This window comes from Mesorhizobium sp. LCM 4577, from assembly GCF_001854795.2.
GTDB classification, from domain to species: Bacteria; Pseudomonadota; Alphaproteobacteria; order Rhizobiales; family Rhizobiaceae; genus Mesorhizobium; species Mesorhizobium plurifarium.
In genome coordinates this window covers 220,979-241,376 of record NZ_MDDU01000013.1, presented here as the reverse complement: position 1 = coordinate 241,376, position 20,398 = coordinate 220,979, and the positions used below count along the sequence as shown (strand labels likewise).

Here is a 20,398-nt window from a genome sequence, read left to right as displayed (position 1 = left end):
CTGGCACACGAGAACGGGCCAATGAGAACGGTGCGCATATGAGGACAGGGTGATCGGCGTGCAGCATGTGCGGACAGGCGGGCCGGGAAATGAGGTGGCGGCGCTCGACGTCGCCGGCGTCAGCCATTCCTACGGTTCCAAACGGGCGCTGAACAATGTATCCTTCTCGATCGCCCCAGCGACTTTCACCGTTCTGCTCGGCCTCAACGGGGCGGGCAAGACAACCTTGTTCTCGCTGATCAGCCACCTTTACGACACCCGCCACGGATCGATCCGCATCTTCGGCCATGACATCCGCCGCGCTTCCGGCGAAGCGCTCAGATGTGTCGGCATCGTGTTTCAGGCACGCACGCTCGACCTCGATCTCAGCGTGTACCAGAACCTCTCCTACCACGCCTCGCTGCACGGTATCGGCGGGCGCGAGGCCCGGCAGCGCATCGCCACCCTGCTCGAAACAGTCGACATGCGGGGCCGTGAGCACGACAAGGCCCGCTCCCTCTCCGGCGGCCAGATGCGACGGATCGAGATCGCCAGGGCGCTGCTTCACCGCCCCTCCCTGCTGCTGCTCGACGAGGCGACCGTCGGTCTCGACATCCAGTCGCGCGCCGGCATCCTGGCCACCATCCGCAGGCTCGTCGACACCGAGGGCATCGGCGTTTTGTGGGCCACGCACCTGATCGACGAGGTCGAGGACGGCGACCATGCCGTCGTGCTGCGCCAGGGCAACCTCGTCGCCAGCGGCACGGTGTCCGATCTGATCCAGGCCAGCGGCACCGGTTCGATCCGCGACGCCTTCTCGAAGCTCAACCGCAGCGGGACGGCCGGCATTGCGGAGATTTCGCCATGAGCACGTCCGCGACGCCGCAAAAACTCACCTCTGTCACGCCGGTGAGGTCGGGCGCGTTCGGCCTGCGTCACTATCTCATCTGCCTCAAGGGCGTCGTGCTCCGCGAGTGCCTGCGTTTCCTGCATCAACGCGAGCGCTTCATCTCCTCGCTGGTCAGGCCTCTCGTCTGGCTGTTCATCTTCGCCGCCGGCTTTCGCCAGGTGCTCGGCGTCTCGATCATCCCGCCCTACAAGACCTACGTCCTTTACGAGGTCTACATCACGCCCGGTCTGTGCGGCATGATCCTTCTGTTCTCAGGCATGCAGTCTTCGCTGTCGATGGTTTACGACCGTGAGATGGGCAATATGCGCACCCTGCTCGTCAGCCCGTTTCCGCGCTGGTTCCTGTTGGTGTCGAAGATGCTTGCCGGCGTCGCCGTGTCGATCGCGCAGGTCTACGCCTTCCTGATCGTGGCGTGGTTCTGGGGCGTCAAGGCGCCGCCCCTCGGCTACCTGTTCGTGCTGCCGGCGCTGTTTTTGTCGGGCATGATGCTTTGCGCCCTCGGGATGCTTCTATCCTCGATGATCAAGCAGCTCGAAAACTTCGCCGGCATCATGAACTTCGTCATATTCCCTGGCTATTTCGCCTCACCGGCCCTCTATCCGTTGTGGCGCATCCAGGAGGCCAGCCCCCTCCTTTACAAGATCTGTCTCGTCAATCCGTTCACCTACGCGGTCGAACTGATCCGCTTCGCCTTTTACGGGCAGGTCGATTGGGTGTCGCTGGGCGTCGTCGCCGGATGCACGCTGCTGTTCCTGGCCGGAGCCATCATCGCCTACGATCCCTCGCGCGGCCTGATGACCCGCAAGCAGGACACGGGAGGAAATGCCTGATGGCCAGAACAGCCTTTGCTCTCAGCCTGGTTATGGTCAGCCTGCTTGCGCAGGCCACAAAAGCCGGTGCGGCGACCGCCGATCCGGACTGGCCGTGCGTCCAGCGCAAAGTGCCGCAATTGTCGCTCGGCCAAGTCTGGAACGGGCCGGATCTTCCGCCCTCGGCCAAGGACTGGTCAGACGACGCATCGGTCTCCGCCCTTGTCGAGGACGTTGCTGCGCGACGGCTGCCGCTCGGCGATGCGCAGAAGAAGATCAGGGATTTTGCGGCGTCTCTGCCGGCCGAGCAGCTTGCGACGAAAATGGCGATGCTCATGCAGGGCATGTTCGACCACATGGACGCCGAGCGTTCGCACGTGATTGCCGGCATTTCCCGTTACGCTCACAGGCAGCTCGAAATGGCCGCCGACTTGCGCAAGCAAGCGTCCGATGTCGACACGTTGCGCGCAAAGCCCGACGCGGATCCGGACGAGGTCGAGCGGCGCACCGACCAGCTGAATTTCGCGACGCGGATCTTCACCGAGCGCGCGCAATCGCTGACTTACGTCTGCGACGTGCCGACGATCATCGAACAGCGGCTCTATCAGCTGGCCAAGACCGTCTCCGAGACGCTTGCCGCGAAGAAATAACCTGTCTCGGTCAACTGCTCCGGCCAGGCAGCACGCGCCAGCGCTGCACGAAATAGCCGGGATGTGTCTCCAGCCAATGCGCGACCAGCGGCTGCGCCTGCATGAAGGCCACGCCGGGATTCATGGCCAGGCCGTCCGCCATTTCCTCGCGTTGCTCGCAGGTCTGCGGCATGGCCGACATGCAGACCATCATCACGATTGTATAAAGCATTGCCCCTTCCCCTTCGAAATCCCGAACCCCACGCCGGGACGCGTGGCGATCTGCCCGCAGGGTTGGCTGCCCTTCCGCCTCGCTGAGAATGCGAATTGCCGCCCGCCCTTCCATTAGCAATAAACAATATAACATGTCGGCCCGCCGATCGCCATGGCGGAGACCCGTTGCTGACGCCCTTTCCGAACCTTTTCGCACGATCCCGACGGCCGATATGTCAGGCGTTTCACTTGGGTCGCCTTGCAGGCGTTCTCGCTTGCCGTGCCGGCGCTGCTTCATCCGCTTCGGCGTGGGGATACAATTTGCCGAACAGGGGCAGGTAAGTCGCGCCCTTGCGCATCAGGAAATCGTTGAAGGTCGCCATGGCCGGCGAGATCACGTGATCGGTTCGCATCACCGAAAACCATTGCCGGCGGATCGGCATCCCGGCCACGTCGAGAATGACGAGCCGTCCGGCTTCCGTTTCGGCGGCGATGGTGTGGGCGGAGATGAAGGCGATGCCGAGACCTGCCATCACCGCCTGCTTGATCGTCTCGTTCGAACCCATCTCGACGCCGAGATCGTCGATCCGGCCGGGCACGTCGCTCAGGAATATCTCGAGCGATATGCGCGTGCCCGAGCCCGGCTCGCGAATGAGGAAATGCTCCTCGGCGATCCTTTCCTTGGAAATGTCGCGTGCCGAAACCAGCGGATGCTCGGGCGGCGCGATGATGACCAGCGGATGGTCGCCGAAGACCGAAGCGCGCACCGAAACTTCCTTGGGCGGACGCCCCATCAGCGCGATGTCGATGTCGTGGTTCTTCARCCTGTCGATCGTTTCCGCGCGATTGCCGATGGCAAGCCGCATGTCGATATCGGGATGCTCCTTCATGAAGCCGGCCATCAGCCGCGGCGCGAAATATTTGGCGGTGGAAACGACGCCGAGCCTCAGGCTGCCGGTGCGCACGCCCTTGATGGCGTCCATCTCGTCCTCGAGCATGCGAAGCCGCTCGTCGATGGCCTGTGCCGCCTCGACGAAGGCCAGCCCTGCGGCGGTGGGACGCATGCCGTCCGACGTCCGGTCGAACAAGGCCAGCTGGAATTCCTCCTCCACCTGCCGCAGCTGGATCGTGACCGCTGGAGGAGAAAGGCCTAACACCTTGGCCGCGCTCACGATTTTCCCGTGGCTTACGATGGCCTGCACGGTCTTGAATTGCTTGAGCGTGAGATTCCTCATAAGGCATACTAAATTAATTTTAGTGCCTGGGTAAAGTTATTGAATTTTACTTAGCATGGATCGTTTGGTTTCATTTCTCCATCCGGCCTCGAGGGATACGGCCGGACCGGGAGGTTACGATGCCAGCGGCAACGCTCGACGCTTTTTTGAACTCCTACCTCGGCGATCAGCCGGACGAACGCCGGTCCGCGGTCGTTGCCACCGTCCGTCAATTCACGCAGGCCGCCACCAAGGTCCGCAACGCCATCAACCAGGGGGCGCTCGGCGCCGCTTTTGCCGGGACCCGCGGCGCCAATGCCGACGGCGATGTCCAGAAGGATCTCGACGTCTTCGCCGACGACATCTTCCTCGACGCCATGCGTCGCGCTCCGGTCGCGCTCTATGCCTCCGAGGAGCTGGAGCAACCGGTCCTGCTCGACAGGCAGGCCCCGCTCGCCGTCGCCATCGACCCGCTCGACGGTTCTTCCAACATCGACACCAACGTGTCGGTCGGAACGATTTTCTCGCTCCTCCCTGCAACTGGCGCGCCGGACGCCGATCCGGCCGCCTCTTTTTTGCAGGCGGGCGTGAGCATACTGGGCGCCGGATTCTTCATTTATGGGCCGCAGCTGGCGCTCGTTTTATCGCTCGGCAGCGGCACGCATGTCTTCGTGCATTCGACCAGGCTGGGCACCTTCGTCCAGGCATACGAAAGCCGGATCATCCCGCAGAAGACCCAGGAGTTCGCCATCAACGCCGCCAACTACCGGCACTGGGACGAGGCCGTTCGCCTCTATGTCGACGACTGCCTGGAAGGCGCCGAAGGCCCACGAGAGAAGGATTTCAACATGCGTTGGATCGCCTCGCTTGTCGCCGAATGCTACCGCATACTGATGCGCGGCGGCGTGTTTCTGTATCCTGGCGACCAGCGCCGTGGTTACAGCCAGGGTCGGCTTCGGCTGGTCTATGAGGCCAATCCGATCGCCTATCTGATCGAACAGGCGGCCGGTGCCGCGACCGACGCGATCACCCGCATCCTGGAAATCGAACCCAAGAGCCTGCACCAGCGCGTGCCCGTGGTCTTCGGATCCGCGCGGGAAGTCGCGCGCATCGCCCGCTACCACACCGAACCCAGCGCCATCGGCGAGCGTGCGCCGCTGTTCAGCCGCCGCGGACTCTTCAGGGCCTGAGCGGATACCATGTCGGCGAAGCACCCCATCATCACCATCACCGGATCGTCGGGCGCGGGCACGACCTCGGTCAAGCGCATCTTCGAGCAGATCTTCCGACGTGAGAACATCGAGGCTGCCTTCATCGAAGGCGATGCCTTCCATCGCTACGATCGCGCCGCGATGAAGGCGGAGGTCGCCGCGCAGGAAAAGGCGGGCAATCCGAACTTCACGCACTTCCATGCCGAGGCTAACGAGCTCGGGATCCTCGAAGGCGTCTTCGAGGAATATGGCCGCCGGGGAAGCGGAAGGACCCGCACCTACGTCCATGACGAGGACGAGGAGAAGCAGTATGGCACGCCGCCCGGCAATTTCACCGAATGGCGCGAATTCGCGCCGAGCGACCTGCTCTTCTACGAAGGCCTGCATGGCTGCGTCGTCACCGACAAGATCAACCTGGCCAGGCATGCAGACCTCAAGATCGGCGTGGTGCCGGTCATAAATCTCGAATGGATCCAGAAGATCCATCGCGACCGTGCCACGCGCGGCTATTCCACCGAGGCGGTCATGGATGTGATCCTGCGCCGGATGCCGGACTATGTCCGCTACATCGTCCCGCAATTCTCGCAGACCGCGATCAACTTCCAGCGCGTGCCGATCGTCGACACGTCGAACCCGTTCATCGCGCGCTGGATCCCGACCCCCGACGAATCGATGCTGGTCATCCGTTTCGCCAACCCCCGCGGCATCGATTTTCCCTACCTGCTTTCGATGATCCACGACTCCTTCATGTCGCGGCCGAATTCCATAGTGGTGCCGGGCAACAAGCTGGACCTTGCCATGCAGCTGATCCTGACGCCGCTCATCCTGCAATTGATCGAACGCAAGAAACGTGTGTCGTGAGGAGGATGCCATGACAAGCCTGGCAGCATTGAAGTCCGCCGCCGCCGTCTCCGAGCGCGACATGGCCAACGCCATCCGTGCCCTTGCCATGGACAGCGTGCAGAAGGCCAATTCCGGACATCCGGGCATGCCGATGGGTATGGCGGATGTCGCGACGGTATTGTTCGGCCGCTTCATCAACATCGACCCGACGGCGCCGGATTGGCCCGATCGCGACCGCTTCGTGCTTTCGGCCGGGCATGGCTCGATGCTGCAATATGCGCTGCATCACCTGCTCGGCTACGAAGACATGCCGATCGGGGAATTGCAGCGGTTCCGCCAGCTAGGCAGCCGCACCGCCGGGCATCCCGAGCATGGCCACGCGCTCGGCATCGAGACGACGACCGGTCCGCTCGGACAAGGCATCTCGACCGCTGTCGGCATGGCGCTGGCGGAGCGCATGCTTGCCGCCCGCCACGGCGCCGATCTCGTCGACCACCACACCTATGTGATCGCCGGCGACGGCTGCCTGCAGGAAGGCATCAGCCACGAGGCGATCGATCTCGCCGCTCACCTGAAGCTTTCCCGCCTCATCGTGCTTTGGGACGACAACGCGATCTCCATCGACGGGCCGACCTCGCTGTCGACATCGATGGATCAGCGGGCTCGGTTCAAAGCCGCCGGATGGCATGTGCAGTCGGTGGATGGCCACGACATGCAGGCCGTCGCCGCGGCGATCGAGGCCGCGCGGCGGTCGGATCGGCCATCCCTGATCGCCTGCCGCACGGTAATCGGCAAAGGCGCGCCCAATCTCGGTGGTTCGGAAAAGACGCATGGCGCGCCGCTGGGCGACGCGGAGATCGCCGCGACGCGCGGAAACATCGGCTGGGCCCACCCGCCGTTCGAGGTTCCGGATGAAATCCTTTCGGCCTGGCGCGAGATCGCCGAACGCGGCCGGGCGGCGCGGCGCGCCTGGGAGCGGCGGCTTGCCGCCTCGCCGGCGCGCGAGGATTTCGAGCGCGCGCTTTCGGGCAAGCTGCCCGATGCGGTCTTCGAAGCACTGGACGCCTTCCGCAGGGAGCATGTCGAGAAGGCGACCAAGGTCGCAACGCGCAAGGCCTCCGAAATGGCGCTTGCCGCGATCAATGGCGCGACCGAGCTGACGGTCGGCGGCTCCGCCGATCTCACGCATTCGAACCTGACGATCACCAAGGGCATGGATCGCATAGCGCCTGACGACTACGCAGGCCGCTACATTCACTACGGCATCCGCGAGCATGGCATGGCCGCGGCCATGAACGGCATCGCGTTGCATGGCGGCTTCGTGCCCTATGGCGGCACCTTCCTCTGCTTCGCCGACTACGCGCGCGGCGCGATGCGGCTCTCGGCGCTCATGGACCAGCGCGTCGTCTATGTGATGACGCATGATTCCATCGGCCTCGGCGAGGACGGCCCGACACACCAGCCGATCGAGCACCTGGCGATGCTGCGGGCGACGCCGAACATCAACGTCTTCCGCCCGGCCGACATCATCGAAACGGCGGAATGCTGGGAGCTGGCGCTGAGCAGCGAGACACGACCCAGCGTGCTGGTGCTTTCGCGGCAGAACCTGCCGATGCTGCGCCAGGCACACGGCCACGAGAACCGGTCGGGCCGGGGCGCCTACGTCTTGCGCGAGCCGTCCACGCACCGCGCCGTGACGCTGATCGCCACCGGCTCGGAAGTCGAGATCGCCGTTGCCGCCGCCGAACGGCTGGAGGCCGAACACGGCGTCGCCGCCGCAATCGTCTCGATGCCGTGCTGGGAACTGTTCGAGGAACAGGACGCAGACTACCGCAAGTCCGTTCTCGGCTCGGCACCGCGCGTCGCCGTCGAGGCGGCCGCCCGTCTCGGCTGGGACCGCTGGATCGGCGACACGGGCGCCTTTGTCGGCATGACCGGCTTCGGCGCCAGCGCCCCGGCTCCGGACCTCTACAAGCATTTCGGCATCACGCCCGAAGCCGTCGCCGCGGCGGCGCTGAAGCTCATCATCTAGGAGGACCGACAATGGCCCGCATCACCCTCGCCAGCTTCTCGACCATGCCGCCGAGCACGGTTACCGCGTGCCGGCATTCAACATCAACAACATGGAACAGGGCCTCGCCATCATGGAGGCGGCGGGCGCCTGCGACGCGCCGGTCATCATCCAGGCCTCGCGCGGCGCCCGCTCCTATGCCAACGACATCATGCTGGCCAGGATGATGGAGGCGCTGACCGAGATTCATCCGGCCATTCCGCTGTGCATCCACCAGGACCACGGCAACAACGAAGCCACTTGCCTTTCGGCGATCCGCCACGGCTTCACCTCGGTGATGATGGACGGGTCGTTGATGGCGGACGCCAAGACCCCGGCGAGCTACGACTACAACGTCGCCATCACCGAGCGCGTCGCGCGCATGGCGCATTGGGTCGGCGCTTCCGTCGAAGGCGAGCTCGGCGTGCTCGGCTCGCTGGAGACCGGCCAGGGCGAAGCCGAGGACGGTCACGGCGCCGAAGGCGCGCTAGCCCATGACCAGCTTTTGACCGACCCCGATCAGGCTGTCGACTTCGTGACAGCCACCAGGGTCGATGCGCTGGCGATCGCCTGCGGCACCTCCCACGGCGCCTACAAGTTCACGCGCAAGCCGGACGGCGACATCCTGGCCATGCAGGTGATCGAGGCGATCCACGAGAAGCTGCCGAACACGCATCTGGTCATGCACGGTTCGTCGTCCGTGCCGCAGGAACTGCAGGACATCATCAACGCATATGGCGGCGAGATGCCCCAGACCTTCGGCGTTCCGGTCGAGGAGATCGAGCGCGGCATCCGCCACGGCGTGCGCAAGGTCAACATCGACACCGATTGCCGCATGGCCATGGCCGGACAGTTCCGCCGCGTCGCGACGCAGGATCCGCGCGAATTCGATCCGCGCAAATTCCTGAAGCCCGCCATGGACGCCTTGCGCGATCTCTGCCGCGATCGCTTCGAACGCTTCGGCACCGCGGGCAACGCCTCGAAGATCAAGGTCATCGCCATGGACGAGATGGCCAAACGCTACGCCGCGGGAAAGCTCGACCCGCAGATCGCAACCGCGAAAGCCGCCTGAGCGGCGGTCCGCCAAAAAGGAAAGGACCAGCGTTATGTCCACCAAAAACGAAACCGTGACCGGCAAGGAACGCTACAGATCCGGCGTCATGGAATACAAGAAGATGGGCTATTGGGAGCCCGACTACGAGCCCAAGGACACCGACATAATCTCGGTGTTCAGGATCACGCCGCAGGACGGCGTCGACCCGATCGAGGCCGCCGCGGCGGTCGCCGGCGAATCCTCGACCGCAACCTGGACCGTTGTGTGGACCGACCGGCTGACGGCGTCGGAAAAATACCGCGCCAAGGCCTATCGGGTCGACCCGGTGCCGAACGCGCCCGGACAGTACTTCGCCTACATCGCCTATGACCTCGACCTGTTCGAGCCGGGCTCGATCGCCAATCTTTCGGCCTCGATCATCGGCAACGTCTTCGGCTTCAAGCCGTTGAAGGCACTGCGGCTGGAGGACATGCGTTTTCCCGTCGCCTATGTGAAGACCTTCCAGGGTCCGGCGACCGGCATCGTCGTCGAGCGCGAGCGCCTCGACAAGTTCGGCCGCCCGCTGCTCGGCGCCACCGTCAAGCCCAAGCTCGGGCTCTCGGGCCGCAACTACGGCCGTGTCGTCTACGAGGCGCTGAAGGGCGGGCTCGATTTCACCAAGGACGACGAGAACATCAACTCGCAGCCCTTCATGCATTGGCGCGAGCGTTTCCTCTACTGCATGGAGGCGGTCAACAAGGCGCAGGCCGAGACAGGCGAGATCAAGGGCACCTATCTCAACGTCACCGCGGCCACCATGGAGGACATGTACGAACGGGCCGACTTCGCCAGGGAACTCGGCTCCAACATCGTCATGATCGACCTCGTGATCGGCTACACGGCGATCCAGTCGATGGCTAAGTGGGCGCGCCGGAACGACATGATCCTGCACCTGCATCGCGCCGGACATTCGACCTACACGCGGCAGAAGAGCCACGGCGTATCCTTCCGCGTCATCGCCAAATGGATGCGGCTCGCCGGCGTCGATCACATCCATGCCGGCACCGTGGTCGGCAAGCTGGAAGGCGATCCGGCGACCACCAGGGGCTACTACGACATCTGCCGCGACGACCATAACCCGATGAGGCTGGAGAACGGCATCTTCTTCGACCAGCACTGGGCCTCGCTCAACAAGCTGATGCCGGTGGCGTCCGGCGGCATCCATGCCGGCCAGATGCATCAGCTCATCGACCTGCTCGGCGAAGACGTCGTGCTGCAGTTCGGCGGCGGCACCATCGGCCATCCTATGGGCATCGCCGCCGGCGCCACGGCAAATCGCGTTGCCCTTGAATGCATGATCCTCGCCCGCAACGAGGGCCGCGACTATGTGCGCGAAGGACCGCAGATCCTGGAGAACGCGGCAAGGAACTGTCTGCCGCTGAAACAGGCGCTCGAGACCTGGAAGGACGTGACCTTCAACTACGCCTCGACCGATACGCCGGACTTTGTCCCGGTGGCAACGGCGGCCGAATAAGGAGAACGACCATGCGCATCACCCAAGGGGCCTTTTCCTTCCTGCCCGACCTGACCGACGATCAGATCCGCGCCCAGGTGCAGTATTGCATCGACAACAAATGGGCCGTCAGCCTCGAAGTCACCGACGACCCGCATCCGCGCAACACCTATTGGGACATGTGGGGCCACCCGATGTTCGACAATCCCGACGCGGCGGCGCTGATGCTGGAGCTGAACGCATGCCGCAAGCTCTATGGCGATCGCTATATCCGCGTCGTCGCCTTCGATGCCTCGCATGGCTGGGAATCGGTGAAGCTCTCCTTCATCGTCAACCGCCCGGCCGACGAACCCGGCTACCGGCTCGAGCGGCAGGAGACCGCGGGCCGCATGATCCGTTATACCACAAGGCCCTACGCCGCCGACAAGCCGGCCGGTGCAAGGTATGGCTGATCGTTCAGGGACAGGAGGAAATGCCATGCCGGCGCCAGCCTTAGCCGAAACGGACGTGCCGCAAGCCGCTACCCCGACGGCGATCGATCTGCGCGAGGAATTCGAAACCTCCGGCGTCAAGGACGTCTTGGCCGAGCTCGACCGCGATCTGATCGGGCTCGCCCCGGTCAAGCGGCGCATCCGCGAGACGGCGGCGCTCCTGTTGGTCGAGAGAGCCCGCCGTCGCATGGGCCTCGCCCATGAGACGCCGACGCTGCATATGAGCTTCACCGGCAATCCGGGCACCGGCAAGACCACCGTTGCATTGCGGATGGCGGACCTTCTGCATCGGCTTGGCTATATCCGCAAGGGCCACCTGGTTTCAGTCACGCGCGACGATCTGGTCGGCCAGTATATCGGCCACACCGCGCCCAAGACCAAGGAGATCCTGAAGAAGGCCATGGGCGGCGTGCTGTTCATCGATGAGGCCTATTACCTCTACCGGCCCGAGAACGAGCGCGATTACGGCCAGGAGGCGATCGAGATCCTGCTGCAGGTGATGGAGAACCAGCGCGACGACCTCGTGGTGATCCTCGCCGGTTATGCGCAGCGCATGGACCGCTTCTTCGAAAGCAATCCGGGATTCCGCTCGCGCATCGCCCACCACATAGACTTTCCCGACTATTCCGACGACGAGCTTCTCAGGATCGCGGAACAAATGCTCGACCAGCAAAATTACCTGTTCGACACCAAGGCAACCGCCGCAATGGCCGACTACATCGCGCGCCGACGCGCGCAGCCGCATTTCGCCAATGCCCGCTCGATCCGCAACGCGCTCGACCGGGCAAGGCTGCGGCAGGCCAACCGCCTGTTCGAGAGCGCCAAGGGACCGCTTGACGCCGAGGCGCTGTCGACGATCTCCGCCGAGGACATCACCGCCAGCCGGGTCTTCGCGCTGAAGCCCGGGAAAGGAGCAAGCAAATGACCGCGAAGACCATCATCGCCCCTTCCGTCCTGTCGTCGGATTTCTCGCGGCTCGGCGACGAGGTCGAAGCGGTCGCACGCGCTGGCGCCGACTGGATCCATCTCGACGTGATGGACGGACATTTCGTGCCCAACATCACCTTCGGCCCGCCGGTGATCAAGGCGATCCGTAACCGGACCGACAAGACCTTCGACTGTCATCTGATGATCGCGCCGGCCGATCCCTATCTCGCCGCCTTCGCCGACGCCGGTTGCGACATCATCACCGTGCATGCCGAGGCCGGGCCGCATCTCGACCGTTCGCTGCAGGCCATCAGGAACCTCGGCAAAAAGGCCGGCGTGTCGCTCAATCCGTCGACGCCGGAAAGCGTCATCGAATATGTCCTCGACCGGCTCGATCTGGTGCTTCTGATGACGGTCAATCCGGGTTTCGGCGGCCAGGCCTTCATTCCGGCTGTCATCGACAAGGTCAGGCGCGTCAAGGCGCTCGTCGGCCAGCGTCCGATCGACATCGAGATCGACGGCGGCGTCACGCCCGAGACGGCTCCCCTTGTCACCGCGGCCGGCGCCAATGTGCTCGTCGCCGGTTCCGCCGTCTTCAAGGGTGGCGCCGAGGCCGCCTATCGCGCCAATATAGGCGCGATCAGACAGGCGGCCGACGGGGCGGTCCGGCAAGCTGCGTGAACCTGCTTGGTTGGAGGACGACATGGCGGCAATCCCACCCGTCTGCGATTTCGGCTGGCAAGGCGTCGATGCCGTCTTGCCAGGCATCGACGGCAGATCGCATTCGATCCTCGGTCAGGCCGGACCCAACGGGCTGGTCGTCGCCTTCATCTGCAATCATTGCCCCTATGTGAAGGCGGTGATTTCGCGCGTCGTACGTGATGCTAATGATCTCAAGGCCGAAGGGATTGGCTTCGTCGCGATCAACGCCAACGACGCCGCCGCCTATCCGGACGATTCCTTCGACAAGATGAAACTCTTTGCCAGGGCGAACGCCTTCACCTTCCCGTATCTCCACGACGAGTCGCAGGCGGTGGCGCGTGCCTATGGTGCCGTATGCACGCCGGATTTCTTCGGCCTCAACGGCGAGTTGACGCTGCAATATCGCGGCAGGCTGGACGCATCGCGACGGGACGCCGGAGCGCCTGGGCTGAGACGCGATCTGTTCGAGGCGATGAAGCGGGTTGCCCGAACCGGCAACGGTCCGCTCGACCAGATCGCTTCGATCGGCTGCTCGATCAAATGGAAGGAGGCCGCATGAACGTCGGCTCAGGCAAGCGGTTTAGGTCGCCGAGGGCGATCCTGTTCGATCTCGACGGCACGCTGATCGATTCGGCCCCCGACATCGCCGCGGCCGTGAACGAGTTGCTGGCCGGCCGCGGTCTGCCGCCGCTCGGCATCGACCAGGTCAAGACGATGATCGGCGGCGGCGTCATGAAACTGGTCGACCGGGCTTTCGCCGCCTCCGGGTCGCCGCTTTCCGGCGGCGCTCTCGAGGATGCCAACCGCGACATGGCGCCGATCTACCGCAGACACCTGACCGGCCTGACGCGGCTGATGCCCGGCGTCAGGGAGGCACTCACGCACTTCCACCTGAACGGAACGGCCATGGGGGTCGTCACCAACAAGCCGCAACTGGCGACCCGCGAAATCCTGCTGCACTTCCACCTGACGGAATATCTCGGCGCGATCGTCGGCGGAGACGCGGTGACGAAACTGAAACCGGCGCCTGACGCTCTGCTTCTGGCGCTCGACCAGCTTCGGGTCGAGCCGTACGAGGCACTGATGGTTGGAGACAGCGTCAGCGATGTCGGCGCAGCGCGCGCGGCCGGCATGCCGGTCGCTCTGCTGCGCGGCGGCTACACTCAGGTCCCCGTCGAGGAGCTTGGCGCGGACCTTGTCTGCGACAGCCTGCTCGATCTGCCTTCCGCGATGCAGAGGCTCCAGGCCGCTGCCTGACAGGCTGCGTCGAATAGGCAGGCAATCGCCGGCCGATCGAAAAGCGAACGACCGGCGAAGCTGCCCCTACTTTGAGAACTGCCCTACTTTGAGAACTGCTTGAGATAGGCGATGACGTTGGCCACGTCCTTGTCGTCCTTGAGGCCGACGAACGCCATCTTCGTGCCTTTCACCATGGCCTTCGGATCATGGAGATAGGTCGTCAGCGTCGCTTCGTCCCATTTGACGCCGGACTTTCCGGCCGCGACCATCGCCTGGGAATAGCTGAAACCGGGATGCGTGCCGGCCGTGCGGCCGATGACGCCATTCAACGACGGACCGACCTTGTTCTGGTCCTTGTCCGCGACGTGGCAGACCTTGCATTTGGTGAAGACCTTCTCACCTGCCGCTGCATCCTGCGCGTGGGATTGGTCCGTGATGAAAGTAACCAGGAATGTGACGGCGAAAAACGCGATAGCGCGCATGGCAATTCCTCATTGATCGTCAAATGCCCGGTGCCTGAAAAAAAGCTAACTGGAGGACTGCGGAAGTCAATCATACGAAGGTCCAGACTCCGGATCGACAGATGCCCATCCTGTACTTTCGCCTTTGTTGACGGTCTTGGGGCGAGCGCGTAGCTTCGGATCGTTCTGGATTTCCAAGGGCACCTCGGGACGTCGGCCAGGCTGGCTGAGATTTGCCCAGGCAACGGGGTCGGCGGCATTTCGCCGGAGCGGGCATCTTCGCGCGCGAGAGGTGCTGAATGAGTATGGTCGACCTCATCTTGACGGTTTGCCTGAGTGCCAATCCCGGCGATTGCCGAGACGAGCACCTCTATTTTGAAAGCCGCGGCTCCCTGTTCCAATGCATGATGCTGGCGCCCAGCGAGATCGCGAAATGGTCGCAGGAGCATCCGGCCCTGAAGGTCAGGCGCTGGAAATGCGCTTTCCCGACGAAGGACCAGGCGATCTGACCGGCGCCCCTGGTTTGTTGCAGTCCCGGGAGGACGCGTCATGATTTCGCGGCGGGAAACGCTCCGTTTGGCGGCCCTTGGAACGGCGGCGCTTCTCGGCTCGCATGCCATTGCCGCTTCCGCCGCATCCAAGGTCCGCATCGGCGTGCTGAAGTTCGGCACGGTGAGCTGGGAGCTTGATACGCTGAAGCACCACGGGTTCGACGCGGCCAACCGGATCGATCTGGACGTCATCTATTTCGCCGGGGAGGATGCGACCAATGTGGCGATGCTGGCAGGCGCGATCGACATGATCGTGACCGATTGGCTGTGGGTCTCGCGCCAGCGCTCGGATGGCGGCGACGTCACATTGGCCCCCTATTCGACTTCCGTCGGAGCGATCATGGTGAAGGACGCATCGCCGATCCGCACGATCGCCGACCTCAAGGGAAAGAAGATCGGCGTCGCCGGCGGGGCGCTCGACAAGAGCTGGCTGCTGATACAGGCGCTGGCCAGGCGCGATCACGGTCTCGACCTGCCTTCGGTGAGCGATGTCGTCTTTGGCGCGCCGCCGCTGATTTCGCAAAAGGCCATCCAGGGCGAGCTCGATGCGGCGCTCAACTTCTGGCATTTCTGCGCCCGGCTGGAGGCCGATGGCTTTCGCCGGCTGATCGGCGTCGGTGACGCGCAGATGGCGCTCGGGGCATCGGGCCCGGTATCCGCGCTTGGCTATGTCTTCCACGACAAATGGGCGAACGACAATCCGCAGGCCGCCCGCAGTTTCTTCAAGGCTTCCGCGCAAGCCAAGGATCTGCTGGCAAGGTCCGACGAAGAGTGGTTGCGCCTCGCGCCGATCATCCGCGCGGACGGCAAGGAACTAGCAAAGCTGCGCGACCGCTACCGCGAGGGCATCCCCAGGCGCCCGGTCGCCGAGGAGGCGGCCGATGCCGGCAGGCTCTATCGGGTACTGGCCAGGATCGGCGGCGAAAAGCTGGTCGGCAGCGCGTCCGAGATGGCACCCGGCACATTCTGGCAGGAGCCGCCGCAATGACCACGAGAGACGGCGACGGACGCACACTTGGCGATATGATCGGCATCTCCAGCCGTTCCGGCTCCACTGCGACGCTGATGCCCGCGCTAACGGTGACGATCTCCTTGCTCGGGCTTGGCCTGTTGTGGAGCCTGGCGGCGAATACCTGGCCGAGCCGTGCCTTTCCGGGGCCGGGAGAGGTCTGGCAGGTGTTGCTGAGAGAGGCGGCGAGCGGCGACCTCTTCTACCATCTCGGCGCGACGCTGGGCCGGGTCGCCGCCGCATACGTCGTCGCGATGATCATCGGCTCGGTGATCGGCATCCTTCTCGGCAGCTACCGCCGCGCGGACCGGTTCTTCAACCCCTGGGTCATCCTGTTCCTCAACATCCCGGCGCTGGTGATCATCGTGCTGGCCTATATCTGGTTCGGCCTCACCGAGGCGGCGGCGATCGGCGCGGTCGCCGTGAACAAGATCCCGAATGTCGTGGTGACCATGCGCGAGGGCGCCAGGGCGCTGGACCCGCGTTACGCCGAAATGGCGGCTGTCTACCGCTTCGCTCCCCTCGACCGGCTTCGCCACATCCTGCTGCCGCAACTGCAGCCCTATCTGGCCGCGGCCTCGCGCTCCGGCATCGCCCTCATCTGGAAGATCGTCCTGGTGGTCGAGCTGCTCGGCCGCTCCAATGGCGTGGGCTTCCAGATCCATCTCTATTTCCAGCTTTTCGACGTCGCCGCCATTCTTGCCTATACGCTGGCATTCGTGGCGGTGATGCTCGTGATCGAACTTCTTCTGGTGCAGCCCGTTGAACGACATGCAACCCGTTGGCGCCGCCGCCCCGCTTAAGGTCGACATCGCCGAGAAGACCTTCAGGTCCGCGCAGGGCGTTTCGGTCACGGCGCTCAGGAACCTTTCCTTCGAGGTCCGGCAAGGCGAATTCGTCTGCCTGCTCGGGCCGTCGGGTTGCGGCAAAACCACGACGCTGCGCATTCTGCTTGGGCTCGACAGGCAGTTCTCCGGTTCTTTCCAGCTTCCCGAAGGCGGCTCGAACCGCATAGCCGCTGTGTTCCAGGAACCCACACTGCTGCCCTGGCGGACGGTGGAGGAGAATGTCAGGCTAGCGCTGCCGAAAGACCTGCGCGTCAAAAATCTCGACGCGCTGTTCGACACGCTCGGTCTCGCCGGCATGCGCTCGCTCTATCCGGCCGAGCTCTCGCTCGGCCTTGCAAGAAGGGCTGCCCTCGCGCGGGCCTTCGCGATCGAGCCGGCGGTGCTGTTCCTCGACGAGCCCTTCGTCTCGCTCGACGGACGGACCGCCGGGCAGCTCCGGCGCCTGCTTCTCGACGTCTGGTCGGCCCGGCCTACGACTGCCCTGATGGTGACGCACAACCTGACCGAGGCGCTGACGCTGGCGGATCGCATCATCGTGCTTGCGCCGCGCCCCTCGCACGTGCTCGGCGTTTTCGACATAGGGCTGCCCCGGCAACACCGCAGCCCCGAGGCGACGAACGACCTTTTGCGATCGTTCCATCAGAAATTTCCGGGCGTGGCCTGACCGCCCTGGCCTATTCCTATTCCGGACGGAACCTCGCTGCAGACTGTCCTGGTTCAGAAGCAACGCACGTCGGCTTCAGCCTGCGCCTGCTTCAGCTCCGTGCGCGCGGCTTTCGCCGGCGCGCTTTCGCGGAACAGACCTGCATTCTCGCCTGTCGTCAGGGACATGCTCTTGAAGGTCTCGGCCCTCTCATAATGGTCATAAGGCAGGATCGAGGCGATGACGTCGATCGAGCATGAACAACTCTCCAGCGCCTGGCGTGTCTGGCCGTTCGTCCGCATGCAGCCGAGCACATAGTCGACGATCGTTGCCGTCGGATAATCCCCCGCGGCGCCGGCCGGGTTTGCAAGGACCGTTGCCGACGAGAAGAGGAGCGTCAGGATCGAAAATCCAGCATATCTGACCATGAGAAATTCCTCCTATTGCCCGGGCGCGCCGCAGCGAGGCGGCATCATCGTGCCCACTTGGCGACATGCCGCAAGCGCGGTCAAGTTCTCACCGCCTCGGTATAGGACCAAAGGAGGAATGCCGTACCCACCGACAACGGCGCTCCAAGGCAGCTTCAGGACCATTCCCAGCGCCGACCTTCGTGAGTACTTTTTTATGACCATATAAATATGGAAACCAAAGATATCATACGAAATAACAAGAAAGAATATATATAAGTATAAATCGAAGTTAACTATACGCAACAATACGGGAATTGTAGTTATACATATATATGGCGCCTCAACTTTACACTAAAAAACGGCGCGAATTTTCGAGTGGTTTTTATCCTTGAATTTTGTATTGCGCCGCATCAAAGTTATGCTGCATCGCACAATCCAGGCAGGGGTTTTTCCTTGCCTGACTTTTTGCAATGACATAGCCTTACCCTGTTTCCGGCTTCAAGGACATCGCTGTAACAAGGGAGCGGCGACAGTCTTTCGTAGGCCACATCGGGCGGGTGCAGGCTAGACTGGTTTGGTAGAGGACGGAAAAGTTCCTCTGCTATTTGCAGTTTAGGTCGTGACAGCTGCCGGAAATACTTCCCAATACGGATCGCCTGGACAGGCTCTTGCGAGCTTGAGTACCGATTTCTTGTTGTCAACCTGGGAGGAATTTGATGCGCGCACTTAAGCAAGCTACCTACATCGCGACAACCACTGCGTTACTATCGTTGGGCGCGCTCTATACAGCGTCAGCCAACGAAGAACTCGCGAAGATGGCCAAAAATCCGAAAGACTGGGTGATGCAGACTGGCGACTATGCCAACACCCGTTATTCCACGCTCAAGCAGATCACCAAGGAAAATGTGAAGAACCTGCAGGTCAAGTGGACCTTCTCGACCGGCGTGCTGCGCGGTCATGAGGGCGGCCCGCTGATCATCGGCGATGTGATGTATGTTCACGCGCCGTTCCCGAACACCGTCTATGCTCTCGATCTCAACAAGGACGGAAAAATCCTTTGGAAGTACGAGCCCAAGCAGGACACGAACGTCATTCCGATCATGTGCTGCGACACGGTCAATCGCGGCGTTGCCTATGCGCCTGCCGATGGCGATCGCCCTGCGCTGGTCATTCTCAACCAGGCCGACACCACGGTCGTCGCGCTCGACGCCAAGACCGGAAAGGTCGTATGGTCGGTCAAGAACGGCGAAAACACCGACGGCGGAAAGGGCGAATCCGGCACGTCGGCGCCCGTGGTCGTCAAGGACAAGGTCCTCGTCGGCGTCTCGGGCGCGGAGTTCGGCGTCCGCGGCTGGCTGGYCGCCTACGATCTGAAGGACGGCAAGCTCGCCTGGAAGGCCTATTCGGAAGGCCCGGACGCAGACACCCTGCTCGATCCCGAGAAGACCACGCAGCTCGGCAAGCCGGTGGGGAAGGACTCTGGCACGAACACCTGGGAAGGCGAGCAGTGGAAGACGGGCGGCGGCACGACATGGGGATGGTATTCCTATGATCCCAAGCTGAACCTCGTCTACTACGGCACCGGCAATCCCTCGACCTGGAATCCCGTCCAGCGCCCCGGCGACAATCGCTGGTCGATGACCATCTTCGCCCGCGACGCCGACACCGGCGTGGCCAAATGGGTCTACCAGATGACCCCGCATGACGAGTGGGACTATGACGGCATCAACGAGATGATCCTCGTCGACGGCATGGAGGTCAAAGGCAAGAAGCACGACGTGCTGGTGCATTTCGACCGCAACGGCTTCGCCTACACCATGGACCGGGCCACCGGCGAGCTTCTCGTCGCCAAGAAGTACGACCCGGCGGTGAACTGGGCCACCGAAGTCAATATGGACCCCAACAGCAAGGAATATGGCCGCCCGCAGGTCGTGGCGAAATATTCGACGCAGCAGAACGGCGAAGACACAAACTCGACGGGTATCTGCCCGGCAGCGCTCGGAACCAAGGACCAGCAGCCGGCCACCTACTCGCCGAAGACCGGGCTGTTCTATGTGCCGACCAACCACGTCTGCATGGACTATGAGCCGTACAAGGTGAGCTATACCGCCGGCCAGCCTTATGTGGGCGCCACCGTATCGATGTATCCGGCGCCAGGCGGCGACGGCAACATGGGAAACTTCATTGCCTGGGACGCCGCCAAGGGTGAGATCGTCTGGTCGAAGCCCGAGCAGTTCTCGGTGTGGTCGGGCGCGCTGGCAACCGCCGGCGACGTCATCTTCTATGGGACGCTCGAAGGCTACATCAAGGCAGTCGATGAGCACGGCAAGGAACTCTACAAGTTCAAGACCCCGTCCGGCATCATCGGCAACGTCACGCCCTTCGAGCACAACGGCAAGCAATATATCGCCGTTCTGTCCGGTGTCGGCGGATGGGCAGGTATCGGCCTCGCCGGCGGACTGCTGTCACCCGACAACGCCGCTGCCTGGCACGGCGCCGTCGATCAGGGCCGCGCGCAAGGCGATCAGGCCGCGGTCGTTGGAACCGCCGGTCTCGGAGCGGTCGGTGGCTACGCGGCACTTGCCGACTACACGACGCTGGGCGGCCAGCTCACCGTCTTCGGTCTTCCGGATTGATCTCCCGGAAAACCCTTAAGACCGAAGACTGAAAGATCGAGAGCCCGGATCATCCGCAGGCAACAGCCGGGCTCTCG

Annotated in this window: 21 protein-coding genes and 1 pseudogene; 18 read left to right on the top strand and 4 right to left on the bottom strand. The window is 63.3% G+C overall.

All coding sequences use genetic code 11. The features are described from left to right. Positions 1 to 58: 58 nt before the first annotated feature. Genes LCM4577_RS16445 through LCM4577_RS16435 form a run of 3 tightly spaced genes read left to right on the top strand, consistent with a single transcriptional unit; the run spans position 59 to position 2,348 of the window. Positions 59 to 847 (top strand): ATP-binding cassette domain-containing protein, encoded by a 789-nt coding sequence (locus LCM4577_RS16445; RefSeq protein ID WP_071030559.1) that lies wholly within the window; start codon positions 59 to 61, stop codon positions 845 to 847. Further along, entirely contained in the window at positions 844 to 1,719 is an 876-nt protein-coding gene (locus LCM4577_RS16440) for an ABC transporter permease (protein ID WP_071072236.1), read from the top strand. Before LCM4577_RS16445 ends, LCM4577_RS16440 begins: the two co-directional genes overlap by 4 nt. After that, complete coding sequence (locus tag LCM4577_RS16435; protein WP_071072235.1) at positions 1,719 to 2,348, top strand: hypothetical protein; 630 nt, start codon at positions 1,719 to 1,721, stop codon at positions 2,346 to 2,348. Before LCM4577_RS16440 ends, LCM4577_RS16435 begins: the two co-directional genes overlap by 1 nt. A gap of 10 nt (positions 2,349 to 2,358) precedes the next feature. Here the strand turns inward: LCM4577_RS16435 and LCM4577_RS16430 are convergent, their stop codons facing one another. Both LCM4577_RS16430 and LCM4577_RS16425 read right to left on the bottom strand, forming a co-directional pair. Further along, positions 2,359 to 2,559 (bottom strand): hypothetical protein, encoded by a 201-nt coding sequence (locus LCM4577_RS16430; RefSeq protein ID WP_041006125.1) that lies wholly within the window; start codon positions 2,557 to 2,559, stop codon positions 2,359 to 2,361. Between the two features lie 226 nt (positions 2,560 to 2,785). Next, positions 2,786 to 3,775, bottom strand: coding sequence for a LysR family transcriptional regulator (locus LCM4577_RS16425; protein WP_041006127.1), 990 nt, complete (start codon positions 3,773 to 3,775; stop codon positions 2,786 to 2,788). A gap of 119 nt (positions 3,776 to 3,894) precedes the next feature. Here LCM4577_RS16425 and LCM4577_RS16420 point away from each other — a divergent pair, with 119 nt between their 5' ends. The 10 genes and pseudogenes from LCM4577_RS16420 to gph all read left to right on the top strand — a co-directional run bounded on the left by LCM4577_RS16420 (position 3,895) and on the right by gph (position 13,781). Beyond that, positions 3,895 to 4,944 carry a class 1 fructose-bisphosphatase gene (locus tag LCM4577_RS16420; RefSeq protein WP_071072233.1) on the top strand — a complete coding sequence of 350 codons (1,050 nt, stop codon included), beginning with the start codon at positions 3,895 to 3,897 and terminating at the stop codon, positions 4,942 to 4,944. Between the two features lie 9 nt (positions 4,945 to 4,953). Continuing rightward, on the top strand, positions 4,954 to 5,826 hold the full coding sequence (locus tag LCM4577_RS16415) for a phosphoribulokinase (RefSeq protein WP_041006074.1): 873 nt from the start codon (positions 4,954 to 4,956) through the stop codon (positions 5,824 to 5,826). Between the two features lie 10 nt (positions 5,827 to 5,836). Further along, a complete protein-coding gene (gene tkt, locus LCM4577_RS16410) occupies positions 5,837 to 7,840 on the top strand; it encodes a transketolase (protein ID WP_071072232.1) in 2,004 nt (667 codons plus the stop codon). Between the two features lie 11 nt (positions 7,841 to 7,851). Further along, positions 7,852 to 8,930 (top strand): annotated as a pseudogene (gene fba, locus LCM4577_RS16405) (class II fructose-bisphosphate aldolase). 34 nt (positions 8,931 to 8,964) lie between these two features. After that, positions 8,965 to 10,425: a form I ribulose bisphosphate carboxylase large subunit gene (locus LCM4577_RS16400; RefSeq protein ID WP_071072229.1), complete on the top strand. Its 1,461-nt coding sequence runs from the start codon at positions 8,965 to 8,967 to the stop codon at positions 10,423 to 10,425. Positions 10,426 to 10,436: 11 nt separating this feature from the next. Then, positions 10,437 to 10,856 carry a ribulose bisphosphate carboxylase small subunit gene (locus LCM4577_RS16395; RefSeq protein WP_040983856.1) on the top strand — a complete coding sequence of 140 codons (420 nt, stop codon included), beginning with the start codon at positions 10,437 to 10,439 and terminating at the stop codon, positions 10,854 to 10,856. 25 nt (positions 10,857 to 10,881) lie between these two features. Further along, positions 10,882 to 11,820 (top strand): CbbX protein, encoded by a 939-nt coding sequence (gene cbbX, locus LCM4577_RS16390; protein WP_052457821.1) that lies wholly within the window; start codon positions 10,882 to 10,884, stop codon positions 11,818 to 11,820. Then, positions 11,817 to 12,503 carry a ribulose-phosphate 3-epimerase gene (rpe, locus tag LCM4577_RS16385; protein WP_040983855.1) on the top strand — a complete coding sequence of 229 codons (687 nt, stop codon included), beginning with the start codon at positions 11,817 to 11,819 and terminating at the stop codon, positions 12,501 to 12,503. The genes cbbX and rpe overlap by 4 nt, the downstream gene beginning before the upstream one ends. A 22-nt stretch (positions 12,504 to 12,525) precedes the next feature. Then, positions 12,526 to 13,083 carry a thioredoxin family protein gene (locus LCM4577_RS16380; protein WP_040984458.1) on the top strand — a complete coding sequence of 186 codons (558 nt, stop codon included), beginning with the start codon at positions 12,526 to 12,528 and terminating at the stop codon, positions 13,081 to 13,083. Beyond that, a complete protein-coding gene (gene gph, locus LCM4577_RS16375) occupies positions 13,080 to 13,781 on the top strand; it encodes a phosphoglycolate phosphatase (RefSeq protein WP_040984456.1) in 702 nt (233 codons plus the stop codon). Before LCM4577_RS16380 ends, gph begins: the two co-directional genes overlap by 4 nt. Before the next feature lie 83 nt (positions 13,782 to 13,864). Here the strand turns inward: gph and LCM4577_RS16370 are convergent, their stop codons facing one another. After that, the gene (locus LCM4577_RS16370) at positions 13,865 to 14,245 is read right to left on the bottom strand and encodes a cytochrome c family protein (RefSeq protein ID WP_040983854.1); all 381 of its coding nucleotides are present in this window, start codon (positions 14,243 to 14,245) and stop codon (positions 13,865 to 13,867) included. A 278-nt stretch (positions 14,246 to 14,523) separates the two neighbouring features. Between LCM4577_RS16370 and LCM4577_RS16365 the strand changes: the two genes are divergently transcribed. The 4 genes from LCM4577_RS16365 to LCM4577_RS16350 are packed head-to-tail and all read left to right on the top strand — an operon-like array spanning position 14,524 to position 17,296. After that, positions 14,524 to 14,733: a hypothetical protein gene (locus tag LCM4577_RS16365; RefSeq protein WP_040983853.1), complete on the top strand. Its 210-nt coding sequence runs from the start codon at positions 14,524 to 14,526 to the stop codon at positions 14,731 to 14,733. A 40-nt stretch (positions 14,734 to 14,773) separates the two neighbouring features. Beyond that, complete coding sequence (locus tag LCM4577_RS16360) at positions 14,774 to 15,763, top strand: ABC transporter substrate-binding protein (protein ID WP_071072227.1); 990 nt, start codon at positions 14,774 to 14,776, stop codon at positions 15,761 to 15,763. Continuing rightward, positions 15,760 to 16,587, top strand: a complete 828-nt coding sequence (locus tag LCM4577_RS16355; protein WP_083354743.1) for an ABC transporter permease — start codon at positions 15,760 to 15,762, stop codon at positions 16,585 to 16,587. Before LCM4577_RS16360 ends, LCM4577_RS16355 begins: the two co-directional genes overlap by 4 nt. Beyond that, positions 16,556 to 17,296 (top strand): ABC transporter ATP-binding protein, encoded by a 741-nt coding sequence (locus tag LCM4577_RS16350; protein WP_071072225.1) that lies wholly within the window; start codon positions 16,556 to 16,558, stop codon positions 17,294 to 17,296. Before LCM4577_RS16355 ends, LCM4577_RS16350 begins: the two co-directional genes overlap by 32 nt. A 53-nt stretch (positions 17,297 to 17,349) precedes the next feature. Here the strand turns inward: LCM4577_RS16350 and LCM4577_RS16345 are convergent, their stop codons facing one another. Next, positions 17,350 to 17,703: a hypothetical protein gene (locus LCM4577_RS16345; protein WP_071072223.1), complete on the bottom strand. Its 354-nt coding sequence runs from the start codon at positions 17,701 to 17,703 to the stop codon at positions 17,350 to 17,352. 698 nt (positions 17,704 to 18,401) lie between these two features. Here LCM4577_RS16345 and LCM4577_RS16340 point away from each other — a divergent pair. Further along, positions 18,402 to 20,321, top strand: coding sequence for a methanol/ethanol family PQQ-dependent dehydrogenase (locus LCM4577_RS16340; protein WP_071072221.1), 1,920 nt, complete (start codon positions 18,402 to 18,404; stop codon positions 20,319 to 20,321). Positions 20,322 to 20,398: the final 77 nt, after the last annotated feature.